24 protein-coding genes are annotated in these 26,134 nt (G+C 69.7%); 19 read left to right on the forward strand and 5 right to left on the reverse strand.

Translation table 11 applies throughout. From position 1 onward, the window contains the following. Nucleotides 1-70: 70 nt before the first annotated feature. Nucleotides 71-1,612 (forward strand): acetyl-CoA hydrolase/transferase family protein, encoded by a 1,542-nt coding sequence (locus K3M35_RS00865; protein WP_039587366.1) that lies wholly within the window; start codon nucleotides 71-73, stop codon nucleotides 1,610-1,612. A 75-nt stretch (nucleotides 1,613-1,687) separates the two neighbouring features. Here the strand turns inward: K3M35_RS00865 and K3M35_RS00870 are convergent, their stop codons facing one another. Then, on the reverse strand, nucleotides 1,688-2,302 hold the full coding sequence (locus K3M35_RS00870; RefSeq protein ID WP_024100608.1) for a DUF3515 domain-containing protein: 615 nt from the start codon (nucleotides 2,300-2,302) through the stop codon (nucleotides 1,688-1,690). A gap of 144 nt (nucleotides 2,303-2,446) precedes the next feature. On the opposite strand from K3M35_RS00870, the gene K3M35_RS00875 reads away from it, so the two are divergent. Genes K3M35_RS00875 through K3M35_RS00885 form a run of 3 tightly spaced genes read left to right on the forward strand, consistent with a single transcriptional unit; the run spans nucleotide 2,447 to nucleotide 4,675 of the window. After that, nucleotides 2,447-3,370 carry a thiamine-phosphate kinase gene (locus tag K3M35_RS00875; protein WP_308257044.1) on the forward strand — a complete coding sequence of 308 codons (924 nt, stop codon included), beginning with the start codon at nucleotides 2,447-2,449 and terminating at the stop codon, nucleotides 3,368-3,370. 45 nt (nucleotides 3,371-3,415) lie between these two features. Beyond that, nucleotides 3,416-3,943, forward strand: a complete 528-nt coding sequence (locus K3M35_RS00880; RefSeq protein ID WP_006551198.1) for a gamma carbonic anhydrase family protein — start codon at nucleotides 3,416-3,418, stop codon at nucleotides 3,941-3,943. A gap of 3 nt (nucleotides 3,944-3,946) precedes the next feature. Next, nucleotides 3,947-4,675: a uracil-DNA glycosylase gene (locus K3M35_RS00885; RefSeq protein ID WP_052039962.1), complete on the forward strand. Its 729-nt coding sequence runs from the start codon at nucleotides 3,947-3,949 to the stop codon at nucleotides 4,673-4,675. A gap of 22 nt (nucleotides 4,676-4,697) precedes the next feature. Here the strand turns inward: K3M35_RS00885 and K3M35_RS00890 are convergent, their stop codons facing one another. After that, complete coding sequence (locus K3M35_RS00890) at nucleotides 4,698-5,513, reverse strand: enoyl-CoA hydratase/isomerase family protein (RefSeq protein WP_220665865.1); 816 nt, start codon at nucleotides 5,511-5,513, stop codon at nucleotides 4,698-4,700. 88 nt (nucleotides 5,514-5,601) lie between these two features. Next, the gene (gene rpmB / locus K3M35_RS00895) at nucleotides 5,602-5,793 is read right to left on the reverse strand and encodes a 50S ribosomal protein L28 (RefSeq protein ID WP_006551201.1); all 192 of its coding nucleotides are present in this window, start codon (nucleotides 5,791-5,793) and stop codon (nucleotides 5,602-5,604) included. Between the two features lie 233 nt (nucleotides 5,794-6,026). Here rpmB and K3M35_RS00900 point away from each other — a divergent pair, with 233 nt between their 5' ends. From K3M35_RS00900 to mutM, 10 genes are all read left to right on the forward strand, one after another. Further along, nucleotides 6,027-7,715, forward strand: coding sequence for a DAK2 domain-containing protein (locus tag K3M35_RS00900; RefSeq protein ID WP_220665866.1), 1,689 nt, complete (start codon nucleotides 6,027-6,029; stop codon nucleotides 7,713-7,715). Nucleotides 7,716-7,760: 45 nt separating this feature from the next. Next, nucleotides 7,761-10,052, forward strand: coding sequence for an ATP-dependent DNA helicase RecG (recG, locus tag K3M35_RS00905; protein WP_220665867.1), 2,292 nt, complete (start codon nucleotides 7,761-7,763; stop codon nucleotides 10,050-10,052). A gap of 182 nt (nucleotides 10,053-10,234) precedes the next feature. Continuing rightward, a complete protein-coding gene (locus K3M35_RS00910) occupies nucleotides 10,235-13,636 on the forward strand; it encodes a pyruvate carboxylase (RefSeq protein ID WP_006551203.1) in 3,402 nt (1,133 codons plus the stop codon). After that, nucleotides 13,633-14,199: a 16S rRNA (guanine(966)-N(2))-methyltransferase RsmD gene (gene rsmD, locus K3M35_RS00915; RefSeq protein ID WP_006551204.1), complete on the forward strand. Its 567-nt coding sequence runs from the start codon at nucleotides 13,633-13,635 to the stop codon at nucleotides 14,197-14,199. The genes K3M35_RS00910 and rsmD overlap by 4 nt, the downstream gene beginning before the upstream one ends. Then, nucleotides 14,196-14,687 (forward strand): pantetheine-phosphate adenylyltransferase, encoded by a 492-nt coding sequence (gene coaD, locus K3M35_RS00920; RefSeq protein WP_006551205.1) that lies wholly within the window; start codon nucleotides 14,196-14,198, stop codon nucleotides 14,685-14,687. The genes rsmD and coaD overlap by 4 nt, the downstream gene beginning before the upstream one ends. Nucleotides 14,688-14,825: 138 nt before the next feature. Then, complete coding sequence (locus K3M35_RS00925; protein WP_220665868.1) at nucleotides 14,826-15,584, forward strand: DivIVA domain-containing protein; 759 nt, start codon at nucleotides 14,826-14,828, stop codon at nucleotides 15,582-15,584. A gap of 101 nt (nucleotides 15,585-15,685) precedes the next feature. Then, on the forward strand, nucleotides 15,686-16,300 hold the full coding sequence (locus K3M35_RS00930; RefSeq protein WP_006551207.1) for a DUF177 domain-containing protein: 615 nt from the start codon (nucleotides 15,686-15,688) through the stop codon (nucleotides 16,298-16,300). Nucleotides 16,301-16,302: 2 nt separating this feature from the next. Beyond that, nucleotides 16,303-16,485, forward strand: a complete 183-nt coding sequence (gene rpmF, locus K3M35_RS00935) for a 50S ribosomal protein L32 (RefSeq protein WP_006551208.1) — start codon at nucleotides 16,303-16,305, stop codon at nucleotides 16,483-16,485. 11 nt (nucleotides 16,486-16,496) lie between these two features. Beyond that, complete coding sequence (rnc, locus tag K3M35_RS00940; RefSeq protein ID WP_006551209.1) at nucleotides 16,497-17,300, forward strand: ribonuclease III; 804 nt, start codon at nucleotides 16,497-16,499, stop codon at nucleotides 17,298-17,300. A 6-nt stretch (nucleotides 17,301-17,306) separates the two neighbouring features. Beyond that, nucleotides 17,307-18,170, forward strand: a complete 864-nt coding sequence (gene mutM, locus K3M35_RS00945; protein WP_220665869.1) for a bifunctional DNA-formamidopyrimidine glycosylase/DNA-(apurinic or apyrimidinic site) lyase — start codon at nucleotides 17,307-17,309, stop codon at nucleotides 18,168-18,170. 37 nt (nucleotides 18,171-18,207) lie between these two features. Here the strand turns inward: mutM and pcaG are convergent, their stop codons facing one another. Both pcaG and pcaH read right to left on the reverse strand, forming a co-directional pair. Beyond that, on the reverse strand, nucleotides 18,208-18,891 hold the full coding sequence (pcaG, locus tag K3M35_RS00950; RefSeq protein ID WP_006551211.1) for a protocatechuate 3,4-dioxygenase subunit alpha: 684 nt from the start codon (nucleotides 18,889-18,891) through the stop codon (nucleotides 18,208-18,210). Beyond that, a complete protein-coding gene (pcaH, locus tag K3M35_RS00955; protein WP_220665870.1) occupies nucleotides 18,888-19,619 on the reverse strand; it encodes a protocatechuate 3,4-dioxygenase subunit beta in 732 nt (243 codons plus the stop codon). Before pcaH ends, pcaG begins: the two co-directional genes overlap by 4 nt. A gap of 94 nt (nucleotides 19,620-19,713) precedes the next feature. Between pcaH and K3M35_RS00960 the strand changes: the two genes are divergently transcribed. The 5 genes from K3M35_RS00960 to smc all read left to right on the forward strand — a co-directional run bounded on the left by K3M35_RS00960 (nucleotide 19,714) and on the right by smc (nucleotide 26,131). Next, nucleotides 19,714-20,685 carry a LysR substrate-binding domain-containing protein gene (locus K3M35_RS00960; RefSeq protein ID WP_220665871.1) on the forward strand — a complete coding sequence of 324 codons (972 nt, stop codon included), beginning with the start codon at nucleotides 19,714-19,716 and terminating at the stop codon, nucleotides 20,683-20,685. Then, nucleotides 20,678-21,115 carry an OsmC family protein gene (locus K3M35_RS00965; protein ID WP_006551214.1) on the forward strand — a complete coding sequence of 146 codons (438 nt, stop codon included), beginning with the start codon at nucleotides 20,678-20,680 and terminating at the stop codon, nucleotides 21,113-21,115. The genes K3M35_RS00960 and K3M35_RS00965 overlap by 8 nt, the downstream gene beginning before the upstream one ends. Before the next feature lie 3 nt (nucleotides 21,116-21,118). After that, nucleotides 21,119-21,406, forward strand: a complete 288-nt coding sequence (locus tag K3M35_RS00970) for an acylphosphatase (protein WP_006551215.1) — start codon at nucleotides 21,119-21,121, stop codon at nucleotides 21,404-21,406. A gap of 87 nt (nucleotides 21,407-21,493) precedes the next feature. Further along, nucleotides 21,494-22,468 (forward strand): SMP-30/gluconolactonase/LRE family protein, encoded by a 975-nt coding sequence (locus K3M35_RS00975; RefSeq protein ID WP_220665872.1) that lies wholly within the window; start codon nucleotides 21,494-21,496, stop codon nucleotides 22,466-22,468. Between the two features lie 36 nt (nucleotides 22,469-22,504). Further along, on the forward strand, nucleotides 22,505-26,131 hold the full coding sequence (gene smc, locus K3M35_RS00980) for a chromosome segregation protein SMC (protein WP_220665873.1): 3,627 nt from the start codon (nucleotides 22,505-22,507) through the stop codon (nucleotides 26,129-26,131). Nucleotides 26,132-26,134: the final 3 nt, after the last annotated feature.

Here is a 26,134-nt window from a genome sequence, read left to right on the forward strand (position 1 = left end):
TGAGCGGATCATCCGCGTCGCTATGGTCGTCGTCATGTACGCAGCCCTTTCATCCCCCGCAGCGCCGTCTGTGGAGTCGGTCGTCGTGACCCCGGCCGAGGCTCGGGTACGTCATGAGACCTACCGCAAGAAGATCGTGTCGGCTCAGGACGCCGTCCAGTGGATTCGCCCCGGCGACACGGTCGCCATCAGCGGCTTCGCCAGCGCAGGCACCCCGAAGGCAGTGACCCCGGCCCTCGCCGAACACATCCGGCGCACGCGGGCGACCGGCGGCGACTTCCGGATCAACCTGCTCACCGGAGCGTCGGTGGCCTCCGACACCGAGCGCATGCTCGCCGACGTCGACGGAATCGCGCTGCGTATGCCGTACCAGGCAGAGCCCACCGCCCGAGGGCGGATCAACGAAGGCCGGATGGACTACGTCGACATACACCTGTCGCACGTCGCCCAGCAGGTCTGGGAGGGCTACTACGGACACATCGACGTCGCCGTCGTCGAGATCTCCGGCATCACGGAGACGGGCGAGCTGATCCCCGCCACGTCCATCGGTAACAACAAGACCTGGCTCGACGTCGCCGAGAAGGTGATCCTCGAGGTCAACTCGTGGATCCCCGCCGCCATGGACGGCGTGCACGACGTCTACTACGGCACCGCGCTTCCCCCGAACCGTCGTCCGATCGACCTCACCGACGTCGAGGACCGCATCGGCCAGCCCTACTTCCGGATCGATCCGGAACGCGTCGTCGCGGTCGTCGAGACCGACCGTTCCGACAGCGCCACCGCGCTCACGGCGCCCGACGCCACCAGCCGGGCCATCGCCGACCACGTCCTCGACTTCTTCGCGCACGAGGTCGCCGCGGGACGGCTGCCCGCCGACACGCTGCTTCCGCTGCAGTCGGGTGTCGGCAACGTCGCCAACGCCGTTCTCGCCGGTCTCGACAGCGGACCGTACCGGGGGCTGACCTGCTATTCGGAGGTCATCCAGGACGGCATGCTCGACCTCGTCAAACACGGCACCGTCCGGTTCGCCTCGGCGACTTCCCTCGCACTGTCCGAAGCGGGGCTGAACGACTTCGTCGAGAACATCGACTTCTACCGCGACCACATCATGTTGCGGCCGCAGGAGATCAGCAACCACCCCGAGATCGTCCGCCGACTCGGCATCATCGCCATGAACGGCATGCTCGAAGCCGACGTGTACGGCAACGTCAACTCCACCCACGTGATGGGCACCCGCATCATGAACGGCATCGGTGGCTCCGGCGACTTCGCGCGCAACGGCTACCTGTCGATGTTCCTGAGCCCGTCGACAGCCCGCGACGGCGCGATCTCGTCGATCGTCCCGATGGTGCCGCACGTCGACCACACCGAGCACGACGTGCAGGTCATCGTGACCGAACAGGGTCTCGCCGATCTGCGCGCACTGTCCCCCCGCCGTCGGTCGCGGGTCGTCGTGGAGCGCTGCGCGCATCCCGACTACCGCGCCGAACTGCTCGACTACATCGAGCGCGCAGAAGCCACCCCCGGAGCAGGTCACACCCCGCACCTGCTCGGTGAGGCGTTCTCCTTCCACGAGCGCTACCAGCGCACGGGGACCATGCACGCGTCCTGATCGTCGCGGCGACGAACACGGTCGGCCCCGGCACCACACCACGGTGCCGGGGCCGACCTTTCTCGTCCGTCCGGCTCAGCGGATCGGCGCCGGATCGATCTCCTGCTGCGGGAGCGCCGCGGAGATCGTCGCCGTGATGTCCTGCAGCGGGGTCGGCCCGGATCCGTCGGGCACGGTCAAGGCCACGTAGACCGGACGGTCGACGGCGAACCACGTACTCGCCGGGATGCCCTGCTCGGCGCCCGACACCTCGAACCACTGCACGTCGTCGATCACCTGCAGCGCCGCCGCTCGGTCGAACTGGTCGGGCCGGTCGAGACCGCAACGTAGGACGACCTCCTCGCCGTCGTCCGACTGCCAGGCCGCAGCACCCACCGGTGCCGGATCGGCCAGTTCGGCGCGCGTGTAGTCGCCGAGCTCCTCCGGCAGCGCGTCGAGCAACTGCGAGCAGGATTCGGATTCCGCCTCCGGAGCGGGCACGGGACCGAGACCCACGGGTGTATTCACCGGTGACTGCGACACGATCACGGCCGCCACCACCACTCCGACCAGCAGGGCGACGGGCAGTGCGATCGCCGTGGCGATCAGAGCGGGACTGCGTCGCATCCCGTCCGATCCGGGTGCCTCGACGGGGGCGTCGTCGGAAGGTTCGCGATCGGAAGCAGAGGTGTCGTTCATCGTGTCCAGCATCCGGGCTCGGGGACAGGGGGCGGTAGCGTGATCGAACGTAGCAGGGCACGTGCCGGCTCTCTCCCACCGCCGACCGAGAAAGAGGCGACCGTCACCGTGACGAACCCGAGCGGACCCACCGTCGCCGACATCGGCGAATTCCCAGTGATCGAGCGCGCGGTGAGAGCACGGCGGCAACCCGACAGCACACTCGTCGGGCCGGGCCACGACGCAGCGGTCGTGACAGCATCCGACGGGCGCATCGCGATCTCGACCGACATGCTGGTCGAAGGACGTCACTTCCGGTTCGACTGGTCGAGCCCGGAAGAGGTCGGACGCAAGGCGGTCGCCCAGAACGGAGCCGATGTCGCCGCGGTCGGCGCCCGCCCCACGGCCTTCGTCGTCGGCCTCGGTTGTCCGCCCGAGACTCCCGTCGCCGTGCTCGACGGCATCTCGGCGGGCATCGGGGAGGCTGCGGAGGAGATCGGCGCCGGAGTCGTGGGAGGCGATCTCGTGCAAGCGGGTCAGGTGATCATCTCGGTCACCGTGCTCGGCGAACTCGACGGACGGCCACCGCTGCTCCGCTCCACCGCCCGCCCCGGCGACGTCGTCGCCCTCGCCGGTCGCACCGGTCGCTCCGCGGCGGGTCTGGCCCTGCTGCTGGCCGGCAACCGGGACTTCCCCGAACTCGTCGCGGCGCATCGTGTGCCCACTCCGCCCTACGCCGCAGGTCCTGCAGCGGCCGCAGCAGGCGCCCACGCATGCACCGACATCTCCGACGGTCTCGTCGCCGATCTCGGGCACATCTGCACGGCTTCGGAGGTCGCGATCGACCTCGACTCCGGTGCGCTCGCTCCCGACACGCAACTCCGCGAGACCGGTCGGGTGCTGGCGGCCGACCCGTGGGAGTGGATCCTCACCGGCGGCGAGGACCATGCCCTCGCAGCGTGCTTCCCTCGCGAGGTCGCACTGCCGGACGGATGGCGGCCGATCGGCGTGGTCCTGGAAGGCTTCGGCGTCACCGTCGACGGGCAGCGCCGCGACGGATCCGGAGGCTGGGAGAGCTTTGCGGCGGGCGCTGGTCACTAGGGCGACCACTTCGGGTGGGGTTCGCTCGAGATAGGTTCTGCAGTCATGGCTGTCTACGCACTCGGCGAGCGTGTCCCCGATATCCATCCCGACGCGTGGGTTCACCCCGACGCGGTCGTGATCGGCAACGTCACCCTCGGTGCCGGTGCCTCCGTGTGGCCCTCGGCGGTGCTGCGCGGGGACTACGGCACGATCACCGTGGGGGAGAAGACCAACATCCAGGACGGCACGATCATCCACTGCACCGCGATCGAGGCCACCGTCATCGGCGCGCGGTGCGTCGTCGGGCACAACGCGCACATCGAGGGCTCCACGATCGGTGACGGCGCGCTGATCGGCTCGGGTTCGCTCGTCCTCAACGGATCGGTCATCGGCGCCGGAGCGCAGGTCGCCGCCGGCGCCCTGATCCCACCGCGCTTCGAACTTCCGCCCCGCCGCATGGCGATGGGCATCCCCGCGAAGGTCCGCGAGGGCTACGAGATCCCCGAGAACAAATTCGACCCCAACGCCGAGATGTATGCGGCGAACGCCGCCTACTACCGGACAGCTCTCCGCCGCATCGACCAGGAGTGACACGTGGCCGACACCGTCGACACACAGTCCGCGGACGGGGGAGCGGACGAGCCCCGTGCCGGTCGGCCCCTGTCCGAACTCGTCGACCCGGGCTGGGCGCGAGCACTCGAACCCGTCGCAGGTGACATCACCGCGATGGGGCAGTTCCTCCGCGCCGAACTCGCCGCGGGCCGCAGTTACCTGCCGTCCGGTCCGAACGTGCTGCGTGCCTTCACACAGCCGTTCGAGTCCGTCCGCGTCCTGATCGTCGGGCAGGATCCCTATCCCACTCCGGGTCACGCTGTGGGACTGAGCTTCTCGGTGGCTCCGGCCGTCCGGCCGATCCCGCGCAGTCTCGCCAACATCTACCGCGAGTACACCGACGATCTCGGTCTGCCGCAGCCCTCCACGGGCGACCTGTCGCCGTGGACCGAGCACGGTGTCCTGTTGCTCAACCGGGTCCTCACCGTCGCGCCGGGCCAGCCGGCCTCGCATCGCGGCAAGGGCTGGGAGGCCGTCACCGAGCAGGCGATCCGCGCGCTGGTCGCGCGCGGTACCCCGCTCGTCGCGATCCTGTGGGGCCGCGACGCGGCGACCCTCGAACCCATGCTCGGTGGTGTGCCCACCGTGAAGTCGGCGCACCCGTCCCCGCTGTCGGCCTCACGCGGATTCTTCGGGTCGCGTCCGTTCAGCCGCGCGAACGCCCTGCTCGTCGAGCAGGGCGGCGAACCGGTGGACTGGCGACTGCCCTGACCACCGATCCGCCGCCCGGATGTCAGGCGCGGGCCGAATCCCAGTCCGGACGCCGCTTGGCGACGAAGGCGTCGACACCCTCGATACCCGTGGGCGTCGTCGCGGCCGCGGAGATCGAGGCGGCTTCGGCATCGAGGTGGTCGGACAGCGATCGTCCGGCCGAGCCCGCCACGAGCGAGCGGATGGCGGCGTAGGACTGCGTGGGGCCGTGCGCGAGGGTTCGTGCGAGTCGCAACCCTTCGCTTTGGATCTCGCCGTCGGCGACGAGCCGGCTGAGCAGACCCAGGCGCACGGCTTCGTCGGCGCCGATCACGGCGTCGGTCATGATGATCTCCCGTGCCCGCGACGGGCCGACGATCCGCGGCAGGGTCCACGACATGCCGCCGTCGGGGGAGAAGCCGATCGACGGGTACGCGGCGCGCATCTTCGTGCCGGGGCCGGCGAGCGCGATGTCGGCGAGCAGCGCCAGGCTCATGCCGGCGCCGGCGGCCCAGCCGTGCACGGCGGCGACGACCGGCACGGCCGCCTTCTCCAGTGCGCGCACGAAGTCATGGAAGAGGTTCGCGATCTCGAGCAGGTGGGCGCCACGGTCCTCGGCCGCGGCGAATCCGTGGACGTTGCCGCCCGCGCAGAAGTTCGCACCCTCACCGACGAGCAGCACGGCGCCGATCTCCGGGCCTGCCGCACGCAGGGCTGCGATGCCCTGCTCCATCCCTGCGGGGGACAGGGAGGTGCCGTGCTCGGAGGTCGCCACGGCGATCCGCAGGACGCGGTCCTCCACGCTCACCAGTGAACGGAGAGAGTCGCTGTCGGGGAAGGAAGCTTGGTTCTCGGTCATTCCCGCACGATATCGGGCCGCAGGATCGAACGGCGAAGGCCCCCTGCGCAATCAGCGCAGGGGGCCTTCGCGACGACTCGACCGGGAATCAGCCGCGGACGACCTTGCCGGCCTTGAGGCAGGAGGTGCACACGTTCATCTTGCGGGTGTTGCCCGGTGCAACCTGAGCGCGCACGCTCTGGATGTTCGGGTTCCAGCGACGGTTGGTACGCCGGTGCGAGTGCGAGACCGACTTCCCGAAGCCGGGGCCCTTGGCGCATACGTCGCAGACGGCAGCCATGTCGCGAACTCCTTGTGTCTAGTGGATAGATCTTCTGTCTGTTGTTTCGCCTTGCGAACACGGGGAACGAGCCGCCCGTGCGAGGCAACCCGGCAAGCTTAGCGAACTCGAGGGCGGTTGGCCAAACCGGACGGTGCGACGACTCGCGGCTAACCTGTTCGCCAGGGCTCGGCACCGTGCGCAACGGTACCGATCGCAGAGGTGGACGATGCTCGCAGGACGAGGCGAAGGGGGTGGAATCGTTGCTCGGAGCCGAGGACACGGTGGACGGGCGGGCGCTGCGCCGGTGGGTCGAGTTCGGTGTGGAAGCGCTCGAACAGCGCCGAGCGGAGATCAACTCGCTCAACGTCTTCCCGGTGCCCGACGGGGACACCGGAAACAATCTGCTGATCACCCTGCAGGCCGCGGCGGCCCGGATCGGCGGGCCCGTGGACGGCGCGCTCACCGCATCCGACGTCGCCGAAGGGCTCGCGCGTGGTGCCTTCGCCGGGGCGCGGGGCAACTCCGGGATCATCCTGGCACAGGCACTGCGCGGTCTCGCCGACGCGATCGCCGGACTGACGACGGTCGGCGCCCGGGACCTCGCCGCCGCCTTCTCCAACGCCGCGACGCTCGTGACCGGAGCGCTCAGCGCACCCGCGAAGGGCACCATCGTCAGCGTCCTCGAAGCTGCGGCCGAGGGCGCGACCCGCGTCGCTTCGGAGACGGATGCGACCGTGTGCGATGTCGCCGTCGCGAGTGCCGACGCCGCCGCCGACGCGCTGCAGCGCACCACCACCCAGCTCGACGTCCTCGCCGAGGCAGGGGTCGTCGACGCCGGCGGCCTCGGCCTGCTCGTGCTGCTCGACTGCCTGGTGGAGGTCACCACCGGAATACGGCCCGATCGCCGGATGGTGCTCGCCGGCACCTCGCGGCCTGTCGTCGAACCCGAGATCGTCGACGAACGTCACGACAGCGACCAGCAGGAGTACGAAGTGATGTATCTCGTCGGGAATTCCGACGACGCGCGCATGGATGCCTTGAGGTCCTCCCTCGACGCGCTCGGCGACTCGGTCGCGATCGTTTCCGGGGGATCGGGGTGCTGGTCCGTTCACGTGCACTGCTGCGAGCCCGGAGCTGCCGTGGAGGCCGGTCTCGCGGCGGGTTCGCTGAGCCGCATCGACATCACGTGCTTCGCGCTCGAGTCCGCGCGTCGCGGGTGCGGCGACGGTCCCGTGGCGCTGGGCGCGGCTCCCGCCCGGGTCCGTGCCGAGTCGGCGGAGGAACAGTCCCGGGCGGTCCTCGCAGTGGTGGGCGGCGAGGGCGCGGCCGAACTGTTCGAGGCGGAGGGTGCCCGGGTGCTGCGGGCCGAGGAGATCTCAGCCCCGGACGAACTGCTCGAGGCGATCCGGGCACTGCCGAGCCGGGACGTCCTGGTGCTGCCCAACGGTGCGCTCTCCGCGCAGGACGTCGTCGCCGTGGGCGCCCGGGCGCGGCGGGACGACCGTGACGTGATGTTCCTGCCGTCCTCCTCCGTCGTCCAGGGGCTGGCCTCGTTGGCCGTGCACGATCCGATGCGCGCGACGGTCGACGACGCCTTCGCGATGTCGGAGGCGGCGTCGTGCGTGCGCTGGGGATCGCTGCGGTACGCGAACGAACGCGCGCTGACCTGGGTCGGAACGTGCGAGCCCGGCGACAGTCTCGGACTGGCCGGCCATGATGTCGTAGTGATCGAGCATGATCTGGTGACAGCGGGAGCGTCGCTGCTCGACAGGATTCTCGCCGCGGGCGGCGAGCTCGTGACGATGCTGGTCGGCGCCGACGCCCCCGACGGACTCGTCGAGCAACTGGCCGCCCACCTCGATCGCCGTCACCCGGAGATCGACGTGGCGGTCTACCAGGGCGGTCAGCGCAGCGACCTGCTGCAGCTCGGCGTCGAGTAGCCGGTGCGCCGCGAGGCCACCGCATGAGTAGCGGAAGGGACGGCAGTGGCGACACTCGCGGACCGGCTCGATCATGTCCTCGGCCGCAAGACGGCGGACGCCTTGCACGACGCGTTCGGGATGACCACCGTCGAGGATCTACTGAGGCACTATCCGCACCGCTACGCCACCCAGGGCGCCGAACTCGGCGAGAGCCAGCCCGCGGAGGGCCAGCACATCACGATCATCGCGCGGGTCGAGTCGGCGCAGGAGGTGCCGATGAAATCCCGCGCCGGCAAACGCCTCGCGGTGCGGTTGCGCTCCGATCGCCACAGCATCGACGTCACCTTCTTCAACCCGCACCGGGTCAAGCACAACATCAAGCCCGGCGTGCGCGCGATGTTCTCCGGCACCGTGAAGTACTTCCGCGACAAGTGGAGCCTGACCCATCCGAGCTATCTCGTGCTGCCCGAACCGCGCGACGCCGAGGACCTGGTCTCGGCGACCCCCGCGCGGGTGCGGGGCGCCGGCGCCCTGGCGGGTCTCGCCCGCACCGCGCAGGACGGATCGGGAGTCGACATGTCGGTCTTCGACCGCGCGCTGATCCCGATGTACCGCGCGACCCGCGAGGTCGAGTCGTGGACCGTCATGCGCTGCGTGCGGCAGGTGCTCGACCAGCTCGACCACGTCGACGATCCGCTGCCCGAGTGGGTGCGCGACGAGCACGGCTTCGTGGGCCTCGACGAGGCGCTCCGCTCGATCCACCTGCCCGACACGAAGCAGGAGATCGACCGGGCACGCGACCGTCTGCGGTTCGACGAGGCCGCCGCGGTGCAGCTCGTGCTCGCCGGACGCCGGCACGACGTCGAGGTGCGGTCGGCGCCGTCCTGCCCGCGCCGCGAGGGCGGGATCGCCGACGAGTTCGACCGGCGGCTGCCCTTCGAACTGACGGCCGGGCAGCTCTCGGTGGCCGACGAGATCGCGGCCGATCTCGCACGCGAACACCCCATGAACCGGCTGCTCCAGGGCGAGGTCGGTTCCGGCAAGACCATCGTGGCGCTACGGGCGATGCTGCAGGTGATCGACTCCGGTCGGCAGTGCGCGTTGCTCGCACCCACCGAGGTGCTCGCGGCGCAGCACGCGCGCTCGCTCACGAAGATGCTGGGCGATCTCGCCGCGGCGGGCGAACTCGACGCTCACGAACTCGCGACCCGCGTGACCCTGCTGACCGGCTCGATGGGGGTCGCACGCAAGCGGGCCGCGCTCAACGAGGCGGTGACGGGCGATGCCGGCATCGTCATCGGCACGCACGCGCTGATCGAGGACACGGTGCAGTTCTTCGACCTCGGCCTGGTGGTGATCGACGAGCAGCACCGCTTCGGTGTCGAACAGCGCGACGCACTGCGCTCGCGGGGTCGCGACGGCACGTCCCCGCACGTGCTGGTGATGACCGCAACACCCATCCCGCGCACCATCGCGATGACGGTGCTCGGCGACCTCGAGGTCTCGACCCTGCGCGAACTCCCCAGAGGACGGTCGCCGATCGTCAGCCGCGTGGTGCCGGCGAAGGTGCATCCGAAGTGGGTCGACCGCGCGTGGGAACGCATCCGCGAGGAGGTCGCCGAGGGGCGGCAGGCCTACGTGGTGTGTTCCCGCATCGGCGACGGCGATTCCGACGACGACGCGCTCTTCGATCCGGACGGGCCCGAGCCGTCGGGATCGGGGAAGGGCAAGCAGGCCCCGCCCGAAACCGTCTCTGTGCTCGAGCAGTTCGAGTTCCTCACTTCCGGTCCGCTGCGGGATCTGAGGGTGGGGCTGCTGCACGGTCGCCTCCCCGGCGACGAGAAGGACGCGGTGATGCAGGCCTTCAACGCCGCGGAGCTCGACGTGCTCGTGTGCACGACCGTCGTCGAGGTCGGTGTCGACGTGCCGAACGCGACCGTGATGGTGATCGTCGATGCCGACCGGTTCGGTGTCAGCCAGTTGCACCAGCTGCGGGGTCGCGTCGGTCGTGGCGGCCATCAGGGCCTGTGTCTGCTCGTGACCGACGCGAAGCCCGCGACCCCGACGATGATGCGGCTCGAGGCCGTCGCCGGCACCACCGACGGTTTCGAACTCGCCCAGCTCGACCTGCAGTTGCGCCGGGAGGGCGACGTCCTCGGTGTCGCCCAGTCCGGCACCGTGTCGACGCTGCGGTTACTCTCGCTCGTCGACGACGCCGCCGTCATCGAGGCGGCTCGCGACTTCTCCCGGACGGTGACGGAGAAGGATCCCGGCCTCGAACACCACCCGGGGCTCGCAAGCATGGTGCGGGCCGCGCTCGACGCCGAGCGCGTGGCCTATCTCGACAAGTCCTGAGTTACGTTCCGTACACCGTGCCGCAGAACCCGCGGTGAGGTTTCGGTGGCCGTGCCCGGCATGTTGACGCCGTGTTACGACTGGGCCGACTGCATCGTTCCAGTCGTGCCATCCGGGCGCCTTGTCCCACGATGTGGAACGCGCGTCGAAGGCGGCATGTTACGTCGCGGTACCGTCGACCAATGTTCTCGAAAGTGCTTGTCGCCAACCGTGGCGAGATCGCGATCCGCGCATTCCGTGCCGCCTACGAACTGGGCGCCGGGACGGTCGCGGTGTTCCCGTACGAAGACCGGAACTCCCTGCACCGGTTGAAGGCCGACGAGGCCTATCAGATCGGTGAGGAGGGGCACCCGGTCCGCGCATATCTGTCGGTCGAGAAGATCGTCGAAGCGGCCGTGTCGGCCGGTGCCGACGCGATCTACCCCGGCTACGGCTTCCTCTCCGAGAATCCGGACCTCGCCGCGGCGTGCGCCGAAGCGGGCATCACCTTCGTCGGTCCGTCGGCGGAGATCCTCGAACTGACGGGCAACAAGGCCCGCGCGATCGCCTCGGCGAAGGCCGCCGGCCTCCCGGTGCTGGCGTCGTCGGAGCCGTCGTCGGACGTCGACGAGCTGGTCGCCGCCTCGGAAACGATGAACTTCCCGGTCTTCGTCAAGGCTGTCGCCGGCGGTGGCGGACGCGGCATGCGCCGGGTCGCCGAGCCCTCCCAGCTGCGCGAGGCCATCGAAGCCGCCTCCCGCGAGGCCGACGCGGCCTTCGGTGATCCCACCGTCTTCCTGGAGCAGGCCGTGGTCAACCCGCGGCACATCGAGGTGCAGATCCTCGCCGACAAGCACGGCAACGTCATCCACCTGTACGAGCGCGACTGCTCGGTGCAGCGCCGCCACCAGAAGGTCATCGAGCTCGCCCCCGCCCCGAATCTCGATCCCGAGCTTCGCGACCGCATCTGCGCCGACGCCGTCGCCTTCGCCAAGGAGATCGGCTACCAGTGCGCGGGCACCGTCGAGTTCCTCGTCGACGAACGCGGCAACCACGTGTTCATCGAGATGAACCCGCGTATCCAGGTCGAGCACACGGTCACCGAGGAGATCACCGACGTCGACCTCGTGCAGTCCCAGCTGCGCATCGCCGCAGGCGAGTCGCTCGAGGAACTGGGCCTGTCGCAGGAGGGCATCACCATCCGCGGCGCGGCGCTGCAGTGCCGCATCACCACCGAGGACCCGGCCAACGGGTTCCGTCCGGACACCGGCCGCATCACCGGCTACCGCACTCCGGGCGGTGCCGGTATCCGTCTCGACGGCGGCACCTCGGTCGGCGCGGAGATCTCCGCCCACTTCGACTCGATGCTCGTCAAGCTCACCTGCCGCGGCCGCAACTTCGAGACCGCCGTCGCCCGCGCGCGCCGCGCGGTCGCCGAGTTCCGTATCCGCGGTGTCGCCACGAACATCCCGTTCCTGCAGGCGGTGCTCGACGACGAGGACTTCCGCGGCGGCAACGTCAACACCTCGTTCATCGAGGAGCGCCCGCACCTGCTGACTCTGCGCTCGTCCGCCGACCGCGGCACCAAGATCCTGCGGTACCTCGCCGACGTGACGGTGAACAAGCCGCACGGCGAGCGCACCACGACGGTCTACCCGCACGACAAGCTGCCCGCGATCGACCTGAACGCCGAGCCGCCGGCCGGTTCGCGTCAGCGTCTGCTCGAGCTCGGACCCGAGGGCTTCGCCCGTGCGCTGCGTGACCAGAAGGCGATCGGCGTCACCGACACCACCTTCCGCGACGCCCACCAGTCGCTGCTCGCGACCCGCGTGCGCAGCAAGGACCTGCTGACGGTGGCCGGGCACGTGGCCCGGATGACGCCGCAACTGCTGTCGATCGAGGCGTGGGGCGGCGCGACCTACGACGTCGCACTGCGCTTCCTGCACGAGGATCCGTGGGAGCGGCTCGCGGCGCTGCGCGAGGCGATCCCGAACATCAACCTGCAGATGCTGCTGCGCGGACGCAACACCGTCGGCTACACCCCCTACCCGGAGGCCGTCACCCGCGCCTTCGTGCAGGAGGCCACCGACACCGGCATCGACATCTTCCGTATCTTCGACGCGCTGAACAACGTCGACCAGATGCGTCCGGCAATCGACGCGGTGCGCGAGACTGGCACCACCCTCGCCGAGGTCGCGATGTCCTACACCGGCGACCTGTCGAACCCGAACGAGTCGATCTACACGCTCGACTACTACCTGCGTCTGGCCGAGGAGATCGTCGAGGCCGGTGCGCACGTCCTGGCCATCAAGGACATGGCGGGTCTGCTGCGCGCCCCGGCCGCCGCGACGCTCGTGTCGGCGCTGCGGAGCAACTTCGATCTGCCGGTGCACGTGCACACGCACGACACCCCGGGCGGTCAGCTCGCCACCTACCTCGCGGCCTGGCACGCCGGTGCCGACGCCGTCGACGGTGCGTCCGCGGCGCTGGCCGGTACGACGAGCCAGCCCGCCCTGTCGGCGATCGTCGCCGCCGCGGCGAACAGCGAGTTCGACACCGGTCTCGACCTGCAGGCCGTGTGCGATCTCGAGCCGTACTGGGAGGCGCTGCGCAAGGTGTACGCACCGTTCGAGTCGGGGCTGCCCGCACCGACCGGCCGCGTCTACACCCACGAGATCCCCGGCGGTCAGCTGTCGAACCTGCGCCAGCAGGCCATCGCGCTGGGCCTCGGCGACCGATTCGAAGAAGTCGAGGCCGCCTACGCCGGCGCCGACCGCCTCCTGGGCCGCCTGATCAAGGTCACGCCGTCGAGCAAGGTCGTCGGCGACCTCGCGCTGCACCTCGTGGGCGCGGGCGTCTCGGTCGACGACTTCGCCGCCGAGCCCGGCAAGTACGACATCCCCGATTCGGTGATCGGCTTCCTGCGCGGCGATCTCGGGACCCCGGCCGGCGGCTGGCCCGAGCCCTTCCGCAGCAAGGCGCTGTCGGGCCGCGCCGAGCCCAAGCCGATCACCCCGCTCGCGCCGGAGGAGGAGAAGGCCCTCGGCGGTTCGTCCGACGAGCGTCGCCGCATGCTCAACCGCCTGCTCTTCCCGGGCCCCGCGAAGGAGTTCGAGCAGCACCGCGAGACCTACGGCGACACCACCGAGCTGTCGGCCAACCAGTTCTTCTACGGTCTGCGGCACGGCGACGAGCACCGGGTGCGCCTGGACAAGGGTGTCGAACTGCTCATCGGCCTCGAGGCGATCTCCGATGCCGACGAGAAGGGTTACCGCACGGTCATGTGCATCCTCAACGGGCAGCTGCGCCCGGTGTCGGTGCGCGACCGCTCGGTGGCCGCGGAGACCCCTGCCGCGGAGAAGGCCGACCGCAACCATCCCGGTCACGTCGCGGCGCCGTTCGCCGGCATGGTCACCCTCGTCGTGTCCGAGGGCGACAGCGTCTCGGCGGGCGACACCGTCGCCACGATCGAGGCCATGAAGATGGAGGCCGCGATCACCGCGCCGCGCGGCGGCCGCATCACGCGCGTCGCGATCGGGCCGGTGCAACAGGTCGAAGGTGGCGACCTGCTCGTCGAGGTGTCCACGGGAGACAGCGCCGAGTGACACGGATCGTCGCCGGCCGGGCAGGGGGGCGGCGCCTGAAGGTGCCGCCCCGCGGAACCCGGCCCACCTCCGAACGGGTGCGCGAAGCCCTGTTCAGTTCGCTCGACGCACGCATGGACATCGACGGGGCCGCCGTCCTCGACCTCTACGCGGGGTCGGGGGCGCTCGGCCTCGAGGCGCTGTCCCGCGGCGCCGAGCACGCGATGCTCGTCGAGTCCGACGCGAAGGCGGCGGGCGTGATCCGCGAGAACATCGCGACGGTCGGACTGTCCGGTGCGGTGCTGCGCACCGCACCGGTATCCGCGGTGCTTGCGGGCACCCCCGACCGCGTCTACGACCTCGTCCTGGCCGACCCGCCCTACGCCGTGACCGAGGAGGCCGTCACCGGCGTGCTCGGGACGCTGGTGTCCGGAGGTTGGGTCGAGGACGGCTCGATCGTCGTGGTCGAACGGTCGTCGCGATCACCGGAAACGGTGTGGCCGCAGGGATTCGAGGTCGGCAGGTCGAAGCGCTACGGCGAGACGAGAGTGGAAATCGCCACCTGCTACGGTGCTGGGTCATGAGCCGCGCGGTCTGCCCAGGATCCTTCGACCCGGTCACCAACGGACACCTCGACGTCATCGGCAGGGTCTCGGCCCAGTTCGACGAGGTCGTCGTGACCGTCACGATCAATCCCAACAAGCAGGGGATGTTCACGATCGACGAACGCCTCGAGATGCTCACCGAGGCCACGTCGCACCTGCCGAACGTCACGGTCGACGCCTGGCAGGGCCTGCTCGTCGACTACGCCCGCGAGCGGGGGATCACCGCGATCGTCAAGGGCCTGCGCGGCGCCAACGATTTCGACTACGAGCTGCAGATGGCGCAGATGAACCACAAGCTCACCGGCGTCGACACGCTGTTCGTCGCCACCAACCCGGTCTACAGCTATCTTTCGAGCTCGCTCGTCAAGGAGGTCGCGACCTACGGTGGCGACGTCTCCGAGATGCTGCCGGGCTCCGTGCACGATCGTCTGCTCACGCGCCTGGCCGAGCGGGCCGCCGCGAAATAGACCGGACCCTCCGCACGGCCTGTGACGGCCGTATCCCGACACACCGAGCGCAGGGCACACGAGCGTGCCCTGCGCTGCGGCAGACTGGACGGCGGCGCGGCCGCACCGGTCGTGTCGAGCGAGTGATTGGGGTTGGGCGTGTACCGGGTATTCGAGGCACTCGACGAGCTGGTCGCAATCGTCGAAGAGGCACGTAGCGTTCCGATGACGGCGAGCTGCGTGGTACCGCGCGGCGATGTCCTCGAATTGCTCGACGACGTGCGCGATGCGCTGCCGCCCGAACTCGACGACGCGCAGGACGTCCTCGATCACCGTGACAAGCTGATCAACGACGCGCGGGCTCAGGCCGACAAGACGGTCGGGGACGCCGACGAGGAGGCACGCACCCTCCTCGAGGACGCGCGCGCCGACGCCGACCGCATGCTCGCGGACGCGAAGGCCCAAGCGGACCGGATGGTCAAGGAGGCCCGCGCCCACGCCGAGGAACTGGTGCGCGATGCGCAGGCCGAGGCCGACGATCTCGTCGCCGAGGGCAACAAGCAGTACGAGAGCGTGACCGGGCGTGCCCGCGTCGAGGCCGACCGTCTGGTCGAGTCCGGGCAGGCGTCCTACGAGCGTTCCGTGGCCGAGGGCGAGGCCGAGAAGGCACGTCTGGTGTCGCAGACCGAGGTCGTGCAGGCCGCACACGCCGAGTCGGCGCGTGTCATCGATTCGGCCCACGCCGAGTCCGACCGTCTCCGGACGGAGTGCGACGAGTACATCGACGGCAAGCTGGGAGAGTTCGAGGACCTGCTCGGCACCACGCTGCGGTCCGTCGGCCGCGGCCGGCAGCAGCTGCGGCTGTCGGGTGCTCCCGACTTCGCGGAGGCCGACCACCGGGCGAGCCGTCGCCGCTGACCCGCGGGATTTTCGCTCCTGCCGCCCATCGCGTATCATGGAGCGGTTGCCCTATCACGACCGAGTCGTGTCCTGCGTCGTCCGAAGAAGGTGAGTTCCCCGTGTCCACCCGTGATTCCAGCACGTCCCGTTCCGGCCGGGACTCGGGGCTGGTGTTCGACACGCTCTCCCTGGGCCGCCGGCCCGGTTCGATGCGTACGGTCGAGCGGAAGGTGCCGTCACCCTCGCGCATCGGGCTCGATCTGATCGCGATCGAGGAAGGCTCCGAGATCGATCTCGATCTCCGCCTGGAGTCGGTGTCCGAGGGCGTCCTGGTCACCGGTAGTGTTCGTGTCGACGCCCTCGGCGAGTGCTCTCGATGCCTCGAGTCGTTCACCGAGCCGGTGGACGTGTACCTCACCGAGCTGTTCGCCTACCCGAACAGCGTCACTGAGCAGACCACCGAGGACGACGAGGTGTACCGCGTCGAGAACGATCTGATCGATCTCGAACCGGTCCTCGTGAACGCGGTTGGTCTGGAACTTCCGCTGCAGCCGTTGTGTAGTGACGACTGTGCGGGATTGTGCCCCGAATGCGGCATTCGCCTGGCGATTGCAGAATCCGGGCACCGTCATGAGACAATGGATCCTCGCTGGGCTGGGTTGGCAGCCAAGTTCGGCGCGGGCTCCGAAGAACCCAGCAGTCAAATCGACAGCTCGAACAACGAGGAGAAGTAGACGTGGCCGTCCCCAAGCGCAGAATGTCGCGTTCCAACACCCGGTCGCGGCGCAGCCAGTGGAACACCACTGCGCCGACGCTCGTCACCTGCCCGAACCGGGGTTGCGGAGAGAAGAAGCTGCCCCACGTGGCGTGCCCGTCGTGCGGCACCTACAACGGCCGTCAGGTGACCGCGCCCGTCTAATCGGTATTCACGTGACGAGCAAGTCCTCCGAAACAGCTACCGAGGGCGGCGAAGAGAGCCACGAGTCTCTCCTCGCCGCCCTCGGCGTGCCTCTGGACGCAGAACTCCTGTCCTTGGCGCTCACCCACCGCTCGTACGCCTACGAGAACGGCGGATTGCCCACCAACGAACGTCTCGAGTTCCTCGGCGATGCCGTCCTCGGGCTCGCGGTGACCGAAAAGCTCTACCTCACCCACCCGGACAAGTCCGAGGGCGAACTCGCCAAGATCCGCGCGAGCGTTGTCAACATGCACGCGCTCGCCGAGGTGGCGCGCGGCCTCGGAGAAGGCGGGCTCGGAGTGCATCTCCTGCTCGGCAAGGGCGAGGAACTGACGGGCGGACGCGACAAGGCCAGCATCCTGGCCGACGGAATGGAATCGCTCCTCGGCGCCGTCCATCTCGCGCACGGCATCGACGTCGCGCGCGAAGTGGTTCTGCGCCTGTTCGCCGCACTGCTCGAACGCGGCCCGCGCCTCGGTGCCGGTCTGGACTGGAAGACGAGTCTGCAGGAACTCACCGCCGAGCGCGGTCTCGGTGTTCCCGCCTACGAGATCACCGCCACCGGTCCGGATCACGACAAGGAATTCACCGCCACCGCCCTCATCGGTGGCAATCCCTACGGCACCGGTGTCGGACGCACCAAGAAGGAAGCCGAGCAGAAGGCCGCGTCGGCCGCATGGAACGCGCTGACCGAGGGCACTGCTGCCGAGACCGGTGATGCCGGGGCTTCCGACCAGCAGTCCGGATCCGCCGACACGCCCACCGAGGACAACTGACCGCAGGTGCCCGAACTTCCCGAGGTCGAGGTGGTCCGTCGCGGACTCGACGCGCACGTCGTCGGCGCGACTGTGGACTCGGTGCAGGTGCTGCATCCGCGTGCCGTCCGACGGCACGAGCCCGGCCCGCGCGATCTCGCACTGCAGGTGACCGGTCAGAAGATCGCTTCGGTCGAGCGCCGCGGCAAGTACATGTGGCTCGTGCTCGAACCGGCCGATCTGGCTCTCGTGGTGCATCTGGGGATGAGCGGGCAGATGCTCGTGCAGCCTCCGACCGTGCCGGACGAGAAGCATCTGCGTATCCGCGCCGTCCTCGACAACGGTGCCGATCTGCGTTTCGTCGACCAGCGCACCTTCGGAGGCTGGGCCCTGGCCCCGCTCGTGGAGGTGGACGGTGATCGTCTGCCGCTGCCGGTCGCGCACATCGCCCGCGACCCGATGGATCCCCGGTTCGACCCGGATGCGGTCGTGGCCGTGCTGCGCACCAAGCACACCGAGATCAAGCGTGCGCTGCTCGACCAGACCGTCGTCTCCGGCATCGGCAACATCTACGCCGACGAAGCGCTGTGGCGCGCAAGGATTCACGGCAACCGGCCCACCGACGCGCTGTCGCGTCCGAAGCTCCGGTCGGCTCTCGATGCGGCCACCGAGGTGATGGCGGAGGCCCTCGGGCAGGGTGGTACGTCGTTCGACGCCCTGTACGTCAACGTCAACGGGGAGTCCGGCTACTTCGAGCGTTCCCTGAACGTCTACGGACGCGAGAACGAGCCGTGCCGACGCTGCGGCGCGCCGATCCGCCGCGAGAAGTTCATGAACCGCTCGTCGTACAGCTGCCCGAAGTGTCAGCCACGACCGCGAACGACCCGGTAGCGCACGCGCATACCGGGCCGTTCGGAAAGGTGGTGGTTCAGATGTCGAAGAAGACCGTCTCGGCGCCACCGTCCGGAGTGTCCTGCAGCCGGATGTCGATCGTGTAGACGGTGCGTCCGTCGCGCTCGGAACGCGACGCGATCAGGGTGTTGCGCCGCACCTCCCATTCGATGCCCTTCAGGACGGGATCCTCGGCGTTGAGCCCGGCCTCGTCCTCGAAGTAGACCCGCGTGTGCAGCCCGAGGTTGATTCCGCGCGCGAAGATCACCAGCAGGATGTGGGGTGCCGAGACGGAGCCGTCGGGGTTGGTGACGGCCCCGGGCTTGATCGTCTCGATCGTGAACACGCCCGTCTCGAAGTCGCCGCCGGTGCGTCCCCAGCCGCGGAAGTTCGGATCGAGATCCTTGTCCTGTGCGTCGTCCGGATGTGCGTACCGGCCGTGCGCGTTCGCCTGCCAGCTCTCGAGCAGGGCGTCGCGCACCGGGGTGCCGGTGCCGTCGATGACGCGGCCCTCCAACACGATTCGCTCGCCCTCGGTCTCGTCGGTGACGAGGACGTTGCCGAAGTTGTTGTCGAAGATGTCGAAGCCGGCCTGTTGCGGCGCGAGCCCGATGTGGACGTACGGGCCGCCGGTCTGCGAGGGCGTTTCCGGGAAACGCGTGACCATCGCGCGGGGGAGCAGCGGGGGCACGGGCCGGTAGGGATCGGTGGGCAGGCTCATCGCGGGGCTCCCGGGAGGTCGGTGTTCTCGAAGAAGGTGGCGCGGCGACCGCGCAGGGTGATGTCCCAGCGGTAGGCGCGGGCGTCGAACGGCGCGTTGGAGGCGGGGTCCTCCTGGGCGATCAGGCTGCGGAGCTGATCCACGGTCGGGATCGTCCGCGCGATCGGGCACTTCTCGATGAGCGGGTCGCCCTCGAAGTACAGCTGGGTGATCAGGCGCTGCGCCCACCCACGGCCGAGGATCGACACGTGGATGTGCGCCGGGCGCCAGGCGTTGCGGCTGTTGCCCCACGGATATGCGCCGGGTTTGATCGTCCGGAACTGGTAGTAGCCGTTCGCGTCCGTGAGCATCCGCCCGCAACCGCCGAAGTTCGGATCGATGGGAGCGAGATAGGTGTCCTTCTTGTGGCGGTACCGGCCACCGGCGTTGGCCTGCCACGCCTCGACGAGTGCGCCCTCGACCGGATTGCCGAACTCGTCCTTGACGAAGCCGTGGACGATGATGCGCTCACCGATCGGCAGGCCGTCCTTCGAGAAGTTCAGGATCAGGTCGTTGTCGAGGGCGCCGAGCTCGTCGCTGCGGAAGACAGGTCCGGTGATCTCCGACAGGGTCGGCTTCGGCGTGATGAGCGCGTTGCGCGGTGCGCGCAGCACCGACGTGCGGTAGCCGGGGGTGAGCGCGGGTGGGTGCAGTGTGTGGTCGCGCTCGACGTATTCGCCGGTGGACATGCGATCTCCGATCTCTGAGCTGTGGACACAACCATAAGGTGAATAAAAACTCATGTAAATTGACAAAACGGCAGTTGATTCATAACTTTCAGTAATGCAATCCGCGTTCGGTCCGTCCTCGTCCGTCCCGGAGCAGGTGCGACGCATCCGCCTCCGGCACTTGAGATGTTTCGTCACCGTCGCGCGCGAGGGTCAGGTCGGTCGGGCCGCCGAGCTGTTGCAGCTGAGTCAGCCGGCCGTCACGAAGACACTCAACGAGCTCGAGGTGCTCGCCGGAGCGAAACTCCTCGACCGCGGCCGACACGGTGCGCGCCTCACCGCGGCGGGTCACCGCTTCCTGCGATACGCGCAGGACGTCACCACCTCACTGGACGCAGCTGTGGCCGCACTGGCGGGAGCGGCCGAACCCGCCCGCGAGCCGCTGCGGATCGGGGCCCTACCCACCGTGGCCGGGTACGTACTCCCCGAAGCTCTGGCGGAGCTGCGCCGCGTGCGCGCCGATCTGGACATCCGGATCCGCACCGACCCCAATGCCGTCCTGCTGTCGGCGCTCGCCGCCGGCGCCCTCGACGTCGTCCTCGGGCGCATGGCCGAACCGTCCCGGATGGTGGGGCTGTCGTTCGAGCTCCTGTACGCCGAGACGCTGATCCTCGTCGTCCGGCCCGACCACCCCCTCGCCGGGCGTTCCGTCTCCGTCGCCGACACGCTCGAACACCCCCTGGTGGTCGCGACCAGCGGAACCGTACCGCGCCACGCGACCGAGGCATTGTTCGAACGTCACGGCCTGCGACTGCCGGTCGGGCTGATCGAGACACTCGACCTCGCCGTGGCACGCGGGGTGGTGCGGCGCAGCGACGCCGTGTGGATCACCACCGAACGCGCGGCCCGGGACGACCTCGCCGACGGCGTGGTCCGGCGCCTGGACCTACCCACCGCGGGCACCGTCGAACCGGTCGGAGTGCTGCGACGCAGTGCCGACGCGTCGTCCGCCGAGGTCGAGGACTTCGTGACCATCCTGCGCGACATCCCGGTCGACGGGACATGGCAGGATTTCCTCCATGGCTGACCAGACTTCCGACCTTCCCACCACCGAGCTGTGGGTCGAGCGCACCGGCACGCGCCGTTACACCGGACGCAGCTCCCGCGGCGCCGAGGTGCTCATCGGCTCGGAGAGCGTCGAGGGCGTCTTCACCCCGGGCGAGCTGCTCAAGATCGCGCTCGCCGCGTGCTCCGGCATGGCTTCGGACTTCCCGCTGTCCCGCCGGCTCGGCGACGACTACGACGCGACGATCCGCGTCTCCGGTGCCGCCGACCGCGAGAACGAGGTCTACCCGCACCTCGAGGAGGAGATGGTCCTCGACCTGTCGGAGCTCGACGCAGACGCACGGGACCGCCTCATCGCCCTCGTCGAACGCTCCGTCGACAAGGTGTGCACGGTGGGCCGCACCCTCGAGGCGGGCACCGAGGTCTCGCTGACGATCACCCCTGAGGACTGATCGATGAGCGCCCCCGCAGACGTCGAACGGCTCACGGCGTGGGTGCACGGCCGCGTCCAGGGGGTCGGTTTCCGCTGGTTCACGCGTGCCCGCGCACTCGAACTCGGTCTCGTCGGGCACGCGACGAATCATCCCGACGGTCGCGTCATGGTCGTGGCCGAGGGCCCCCGGCCGGCACTCGAACAGCTCCTCGCGTGGCTGCGGTCCGGCGACACCCCCGGTGAGGTGCGGCTCGTCGTCGACTCGTGGGATCCCGCGCGCGGCGACCTCGACGGTTTCGTCGAACGTTGACGTCCGTCCTGTTTGTGCGTTCGGCTTGGTATCCTGCCGCGATCGGGTGCACGCGGCCGGGGGTCGCGGTCGGCGAGGGGGAGACATATGGGCAGGCGTGCACGTTCGACGATGGTGGCGGCAGCAGCCGCCGCTGTGGCAGTGGCACCCCTGGCCGCAGCACCGGCGGCGGCCGGTCCCGCTGCCACAGCACCGGCGGCGGCCGGTCCCGCTGCCACAGCACCGGCGGCGTTCGTTCCGGCTGCCTGCGCACCGCGGTCCGTCACGACGGTCGCGGCGGGGCTCGGTGTCCTCGAGAACCTGGCGTTCGACGAGCGGGGCAGTCTGCTCGTCTCGGACACCTCCTTCGTCGGCCCCGGAGCGCTGCGCCGGATCACTCCCGACGGCAGCGTGACCACCGAGCTGTCCGAGGTGACCGGTCCGGGCGGCATCGTCGTCGACGTTCCCACCGTGTACCTGAACGTGGGCAACACGACCGTCTCGGGGCTGGCCGGGATCGCCGACGGCACGATCGACACGCTCGACCTCGATACGGGTGAACGCGGCACCCACGGCACCGGGCTGGTCATGCCCAACGGCCTCGGCCGGCTGTCGGACGGATCGATGCTCACCTCACGCGATCTCGGCGAGGTCGGACTCACCCTCGTGCCCGCCGGCGGTGGCGAGGCCCGCGTCGTCCGTACCGATCTCGGATCCGTCAACGGCATCGCCGTCGACGGCGACACCGTCTACACCGTGACGACCTTCGAGAACGTCAACCGGCTCCACATCCTCGACGCACGCGACCTCGAAGGACCCGTGCGCAGCATCGACCTGCCCGGGCCGGGGCTGCTCTCTATGCCCGACGACCTCACGATCGGTCCCGACGGCGCGCTGTACATCGCGCTCAACCTCGCCGGCGCGGTCCTGCGGGTCGATCCGGCGACCGGGCACAGCTGCCGCATCGCCGAGGGCATCCCACTGATGTCCTCGCTCGCCTTCGGTTCGGGACCGGGCTGGGACCCGAACGTCCTGTACACGACCGGTTTCGACGGGACGGTCCGCGCGGTGCACCCGGCCTAGGAAAGCGGTCACAACCCGCCGGTAGAGTTCTCACCCATGTACCTCAAGAGTCTGACGTTGAAGGGCTTCAAGTCCTTCGCCTCGTCGACGACTCTCCGTTTCGAACCGGGTATCACCTGTGTGGTGGGCCCCAACGGGTCCGGCAAGTCGAACGTCGTCGACGCACTCACCTGGGTGATGGGGGAGCAGGGCGCCAAGGCCCTGCGCGGCGGCAAGATGCAGGACGTCATCTTCGCCGGAACCGCCGGCCGCCCGCCGCTCGGACGCGCCGAGGTCACGCTCACCATCGACAACTCCGACGGTGCGCTGCCCATCGAGTACTCCGAGGTCTCCGTCACTCGCCGCATGTTCCGCGACGGCGCGGGCGAATACGAGATCAACGGCAGTTCCTGCCGTCTCATGGACGTACAGGAACTGTTATCCGACTCCGGTATCGGCCGCGAGATGCACGTCATCGTCGGTCAGGGCCGCCTCGCCGCGATCCTCGAGTCCCGCCCGGAGGACCGACGCGCCTTCATCGAGGAGGCCGCCGGCGTCCTCAAGCACCGCAAGCGCAAGGAAAAGGCGCTGCGCAAGCTCGACTCGATGCAGGCCAACCTCGCGCGCCTCACCGACCTCACCGCCGAGCTGCGCCGCCAGCTCAAACCGCTCGGCCGGCAGGCCGAGGTCGCGCGTCGCGCCCAGACCATCCAGGCCGACCTGCGCGACGCGCGGTTACGTCTGGCCGCCGACGACCTCGTCACGCGCCGCGCCGAACTCGCCGGGCACGACGAGCAGGAAAAGATGGTCCGGGAGCGGCTCGACACCGTGCTCGCGGCCTTCGACGACGCTAACGCCGAACTCGCCCGCCACGAACAGGCCCTCGCGCAGCTCACTCCCGGTGCCGAAGCGGCGTCGCAGACCTGGTTCCGCCTGTCCGCCCTCGCCGAGCGCGTCTCGGCGACCGTGCGGGTCGCGCAGGAACGCGCCCGGCACCTGCACGCCGAACCCGAGGACCGTTCCGGTCAGGATCCCGACGAGATGGAAGCCCGTGCCGACCGGATCGCCGCCGAGGAAGCGGAACTGGTCGAGGCCGTCGAGATCGCGCACGGAGCCCTCGAGGCGGCCCGCGAGCAGCTCGCCGCGCAGGAGGAGGCCGCAGCGGCCGCCGAACGCGCACATCTGGCCGCGGTGCGTGCCGTCGCCGACCGGCGCGAGGGCCTCGCGCGTCTCGCAGGCCAGGTCGAGACGATGCGCACCCGCGCCGAATCGATCGACGCGGAGATCGCACGCCTGACCGTCGCCATCGAGGAGGCCCGGCTCCGCGGCGTCGCCGCACAGGCCGAGTTCGAGACCGCTCAGGCACGCATCGACGATCTCGACGCCGGTGAGATCGACGCCGACGCGCAGCACGAACGAGCGCTGGAAGCACAGCGGCTCGCCGACGAGCGGGTCACCGAACTCCAGGAGGCAGAACGCACCGCGGGCAAAGTGGTCGCCTCGCTCGGCGCCCGTATCGAAGCCCTGTCGCTGGGACTCGAACGCACCGACGGCGCGGCCTGGCTGATCGACACGCGTTCCGGCGACGGACTCGTGGGGCGCCTCGCCGACCGGCTCCGGGTGTCCTCGGGATACGAGGCCGCCGTCGCAGCTGCCTTCGGCGCCGCGGCCGACGCCCTCGAGGTGGAGTCGGCCGACGCCGCGATCTCGGCGGTCGCAGCGCTCGCCGAAGCCGACCAGGGCCGGGTGGCATTCGTCCTGCCCGGCACTGCCGGTCCCACCGACACCGGCGACCTGCCGTCCGGTGCCCGATGGCTCCGCGAGGTCGTCGAGTGCCCCGCAGACCTGCGCGGAGGCGTCGACGGCCTGCTGGCCCGCACCGTCGTGGTCGACGACCTGCCCATTGCCCTCGGGGTCTGCGCTGCCCGGCCCGATCTGCGCGCCGTGACGCGCGGAGGAGACCTCGCCGGCGCGGGCTGGGTGGTCGGCGGCTCGCACCGCGCCCCGAGCACCCTCGAGATCCAGGCGGCGATCGACACCTCCCGTGCCGGCCTCGAACAGGCCGAACGTCGCTCCGAGGAACTGGCCGCAGCCCTCGCGGGCGCACTCGCGGAACAGGCCGAACGCGCCGAACACGTCGAACAGACCCTTGCCGCGCTCAACGAGTCCGACGCGGCGATGTCGGCCGTCTACGAACAACTCGGTCGGCTCGGCCAGGCGGCACGCACCGCTCACGCCGAATCCGGACGCCTCGCAGCCCAACGCACGGAGGCAGAGAAGGAACGCGACGCGGCACGGGAGAAGCTGGTCGAGCTCGAGGAGCGACTGCGCCTGGCCGAGGACGACTCGGCCGGAAGTAGCGACGGTGCGGGCACCGATCACACCGCCGCCGAGCGGGAGATGGCCGCGACCGCGCTCGCCGAGGTCCGGGCCGTCGAGGTCGAGGCGCGACTCGCGGCACGCACGGCCGAGGAACGTGCCGAAGCGCTTCGGGGCAAAGCGGATTCGCTCCGCCGCGCCGCGCAGGCCGAGCGCGAGGCCCGCGCTCGTGCCGAACGTGCCCGCGTCGCGCGTCGTCAGGCGGCGGCCGTCGCCGCGGCGGTGGCCGAATCAGGGCAGCGACTCGTCGAACAACTCGAGGTGGCCGTGGCGACGGCACTCGCACAGCGCGACGACCTGAACCGGCGCCGCGCCGAATGCGCCGAGCAACTCGAACGGGCCCGCGAACTCGTCCGCGAACTGTCCGTGCAGCGCGACCAGCTCACCGACGCGGTGCATCGCGACGAAGTGGCCCGGGCGCAGGCCTCGCTCCGGATCGAGCAACTCGAACAGACCATCCTCGAGCAGCACGGCATCGCCCTCGACGACCTCGTGGCCGAGTACGGCCCCGACGTGCCGCTGCCGCCGACGCCGCTGGAGATGGCCGAGTACGAGCAGGCCCGCGAACGCGGCGAACAGGTCGTCGCTCCCCAACCGATGCCCTACGATCGGGTCACCCAGGAGCGGCGGGCCAAGCGCGCCGAGAAGGATCTCGCGACGCTCGGACGCGTCAACCCGCTCGCACTGGAGGAGTTCGCGGCGCTCGAGGAGCGGTACAACTTCCTGTCTACCCAGCTCGAGGACGTCAAGAGCGCCCGCAAGGACCTGCTCGCTGTCGTCGAGGAGGTCGACGCGCGAATCCTGCAGGTGTTCACCGAGGCGTACGCCGACGTCGAGCGCGAGTTCGAACAGGTCTTCGCGAAGTTGTTCCCCGGCGGTGAGGGGCGGCTCGTGCTCACCGACCCGAGCGACATGCTCACCACCGGCATCGAGGTCGAGGCCCGGCCGCCGGGCAAGAAGGTCAAGCGCCTGTCGCTGCTGTCGGGCGGCGAGAAGTCCCTGACCGCGGTGGCGATGCTGGTCGCGATCTTCCGGGCCCGTCCGTCGCCCTTTTACGTGATGGACGAGGTCGAGGCCGCGCTCGACGACACCAACCTGCGACGGTTGATCGGGCTGTTCGAGCAGCTGCGCGAGAAGTCCCAACTCATCGTCATCACCCACCAGAAGCCGACGATGGAGGTCGCCGACGCGCTGTACGGCGTGAGCATGCGGGGCGACGGCATCACCCGGGTCATCTCGCAGCGACTGCGCGGACGCGAGATCGCGACACCGGTCCCCGAACCGGAGGAAGAGCTCCAGGCCTGACAG

The sequence above is a fragment of the Rhodococcus sp. DMU2021 genome (genome assembly GCF_019641445.1).
GTDB lineage: Bacteria > Actinomycetota > Actinomycetes > Mycobacteriales > Mycobacteriaceae > Rhodococcus > Rhodococcus pyridinivorans.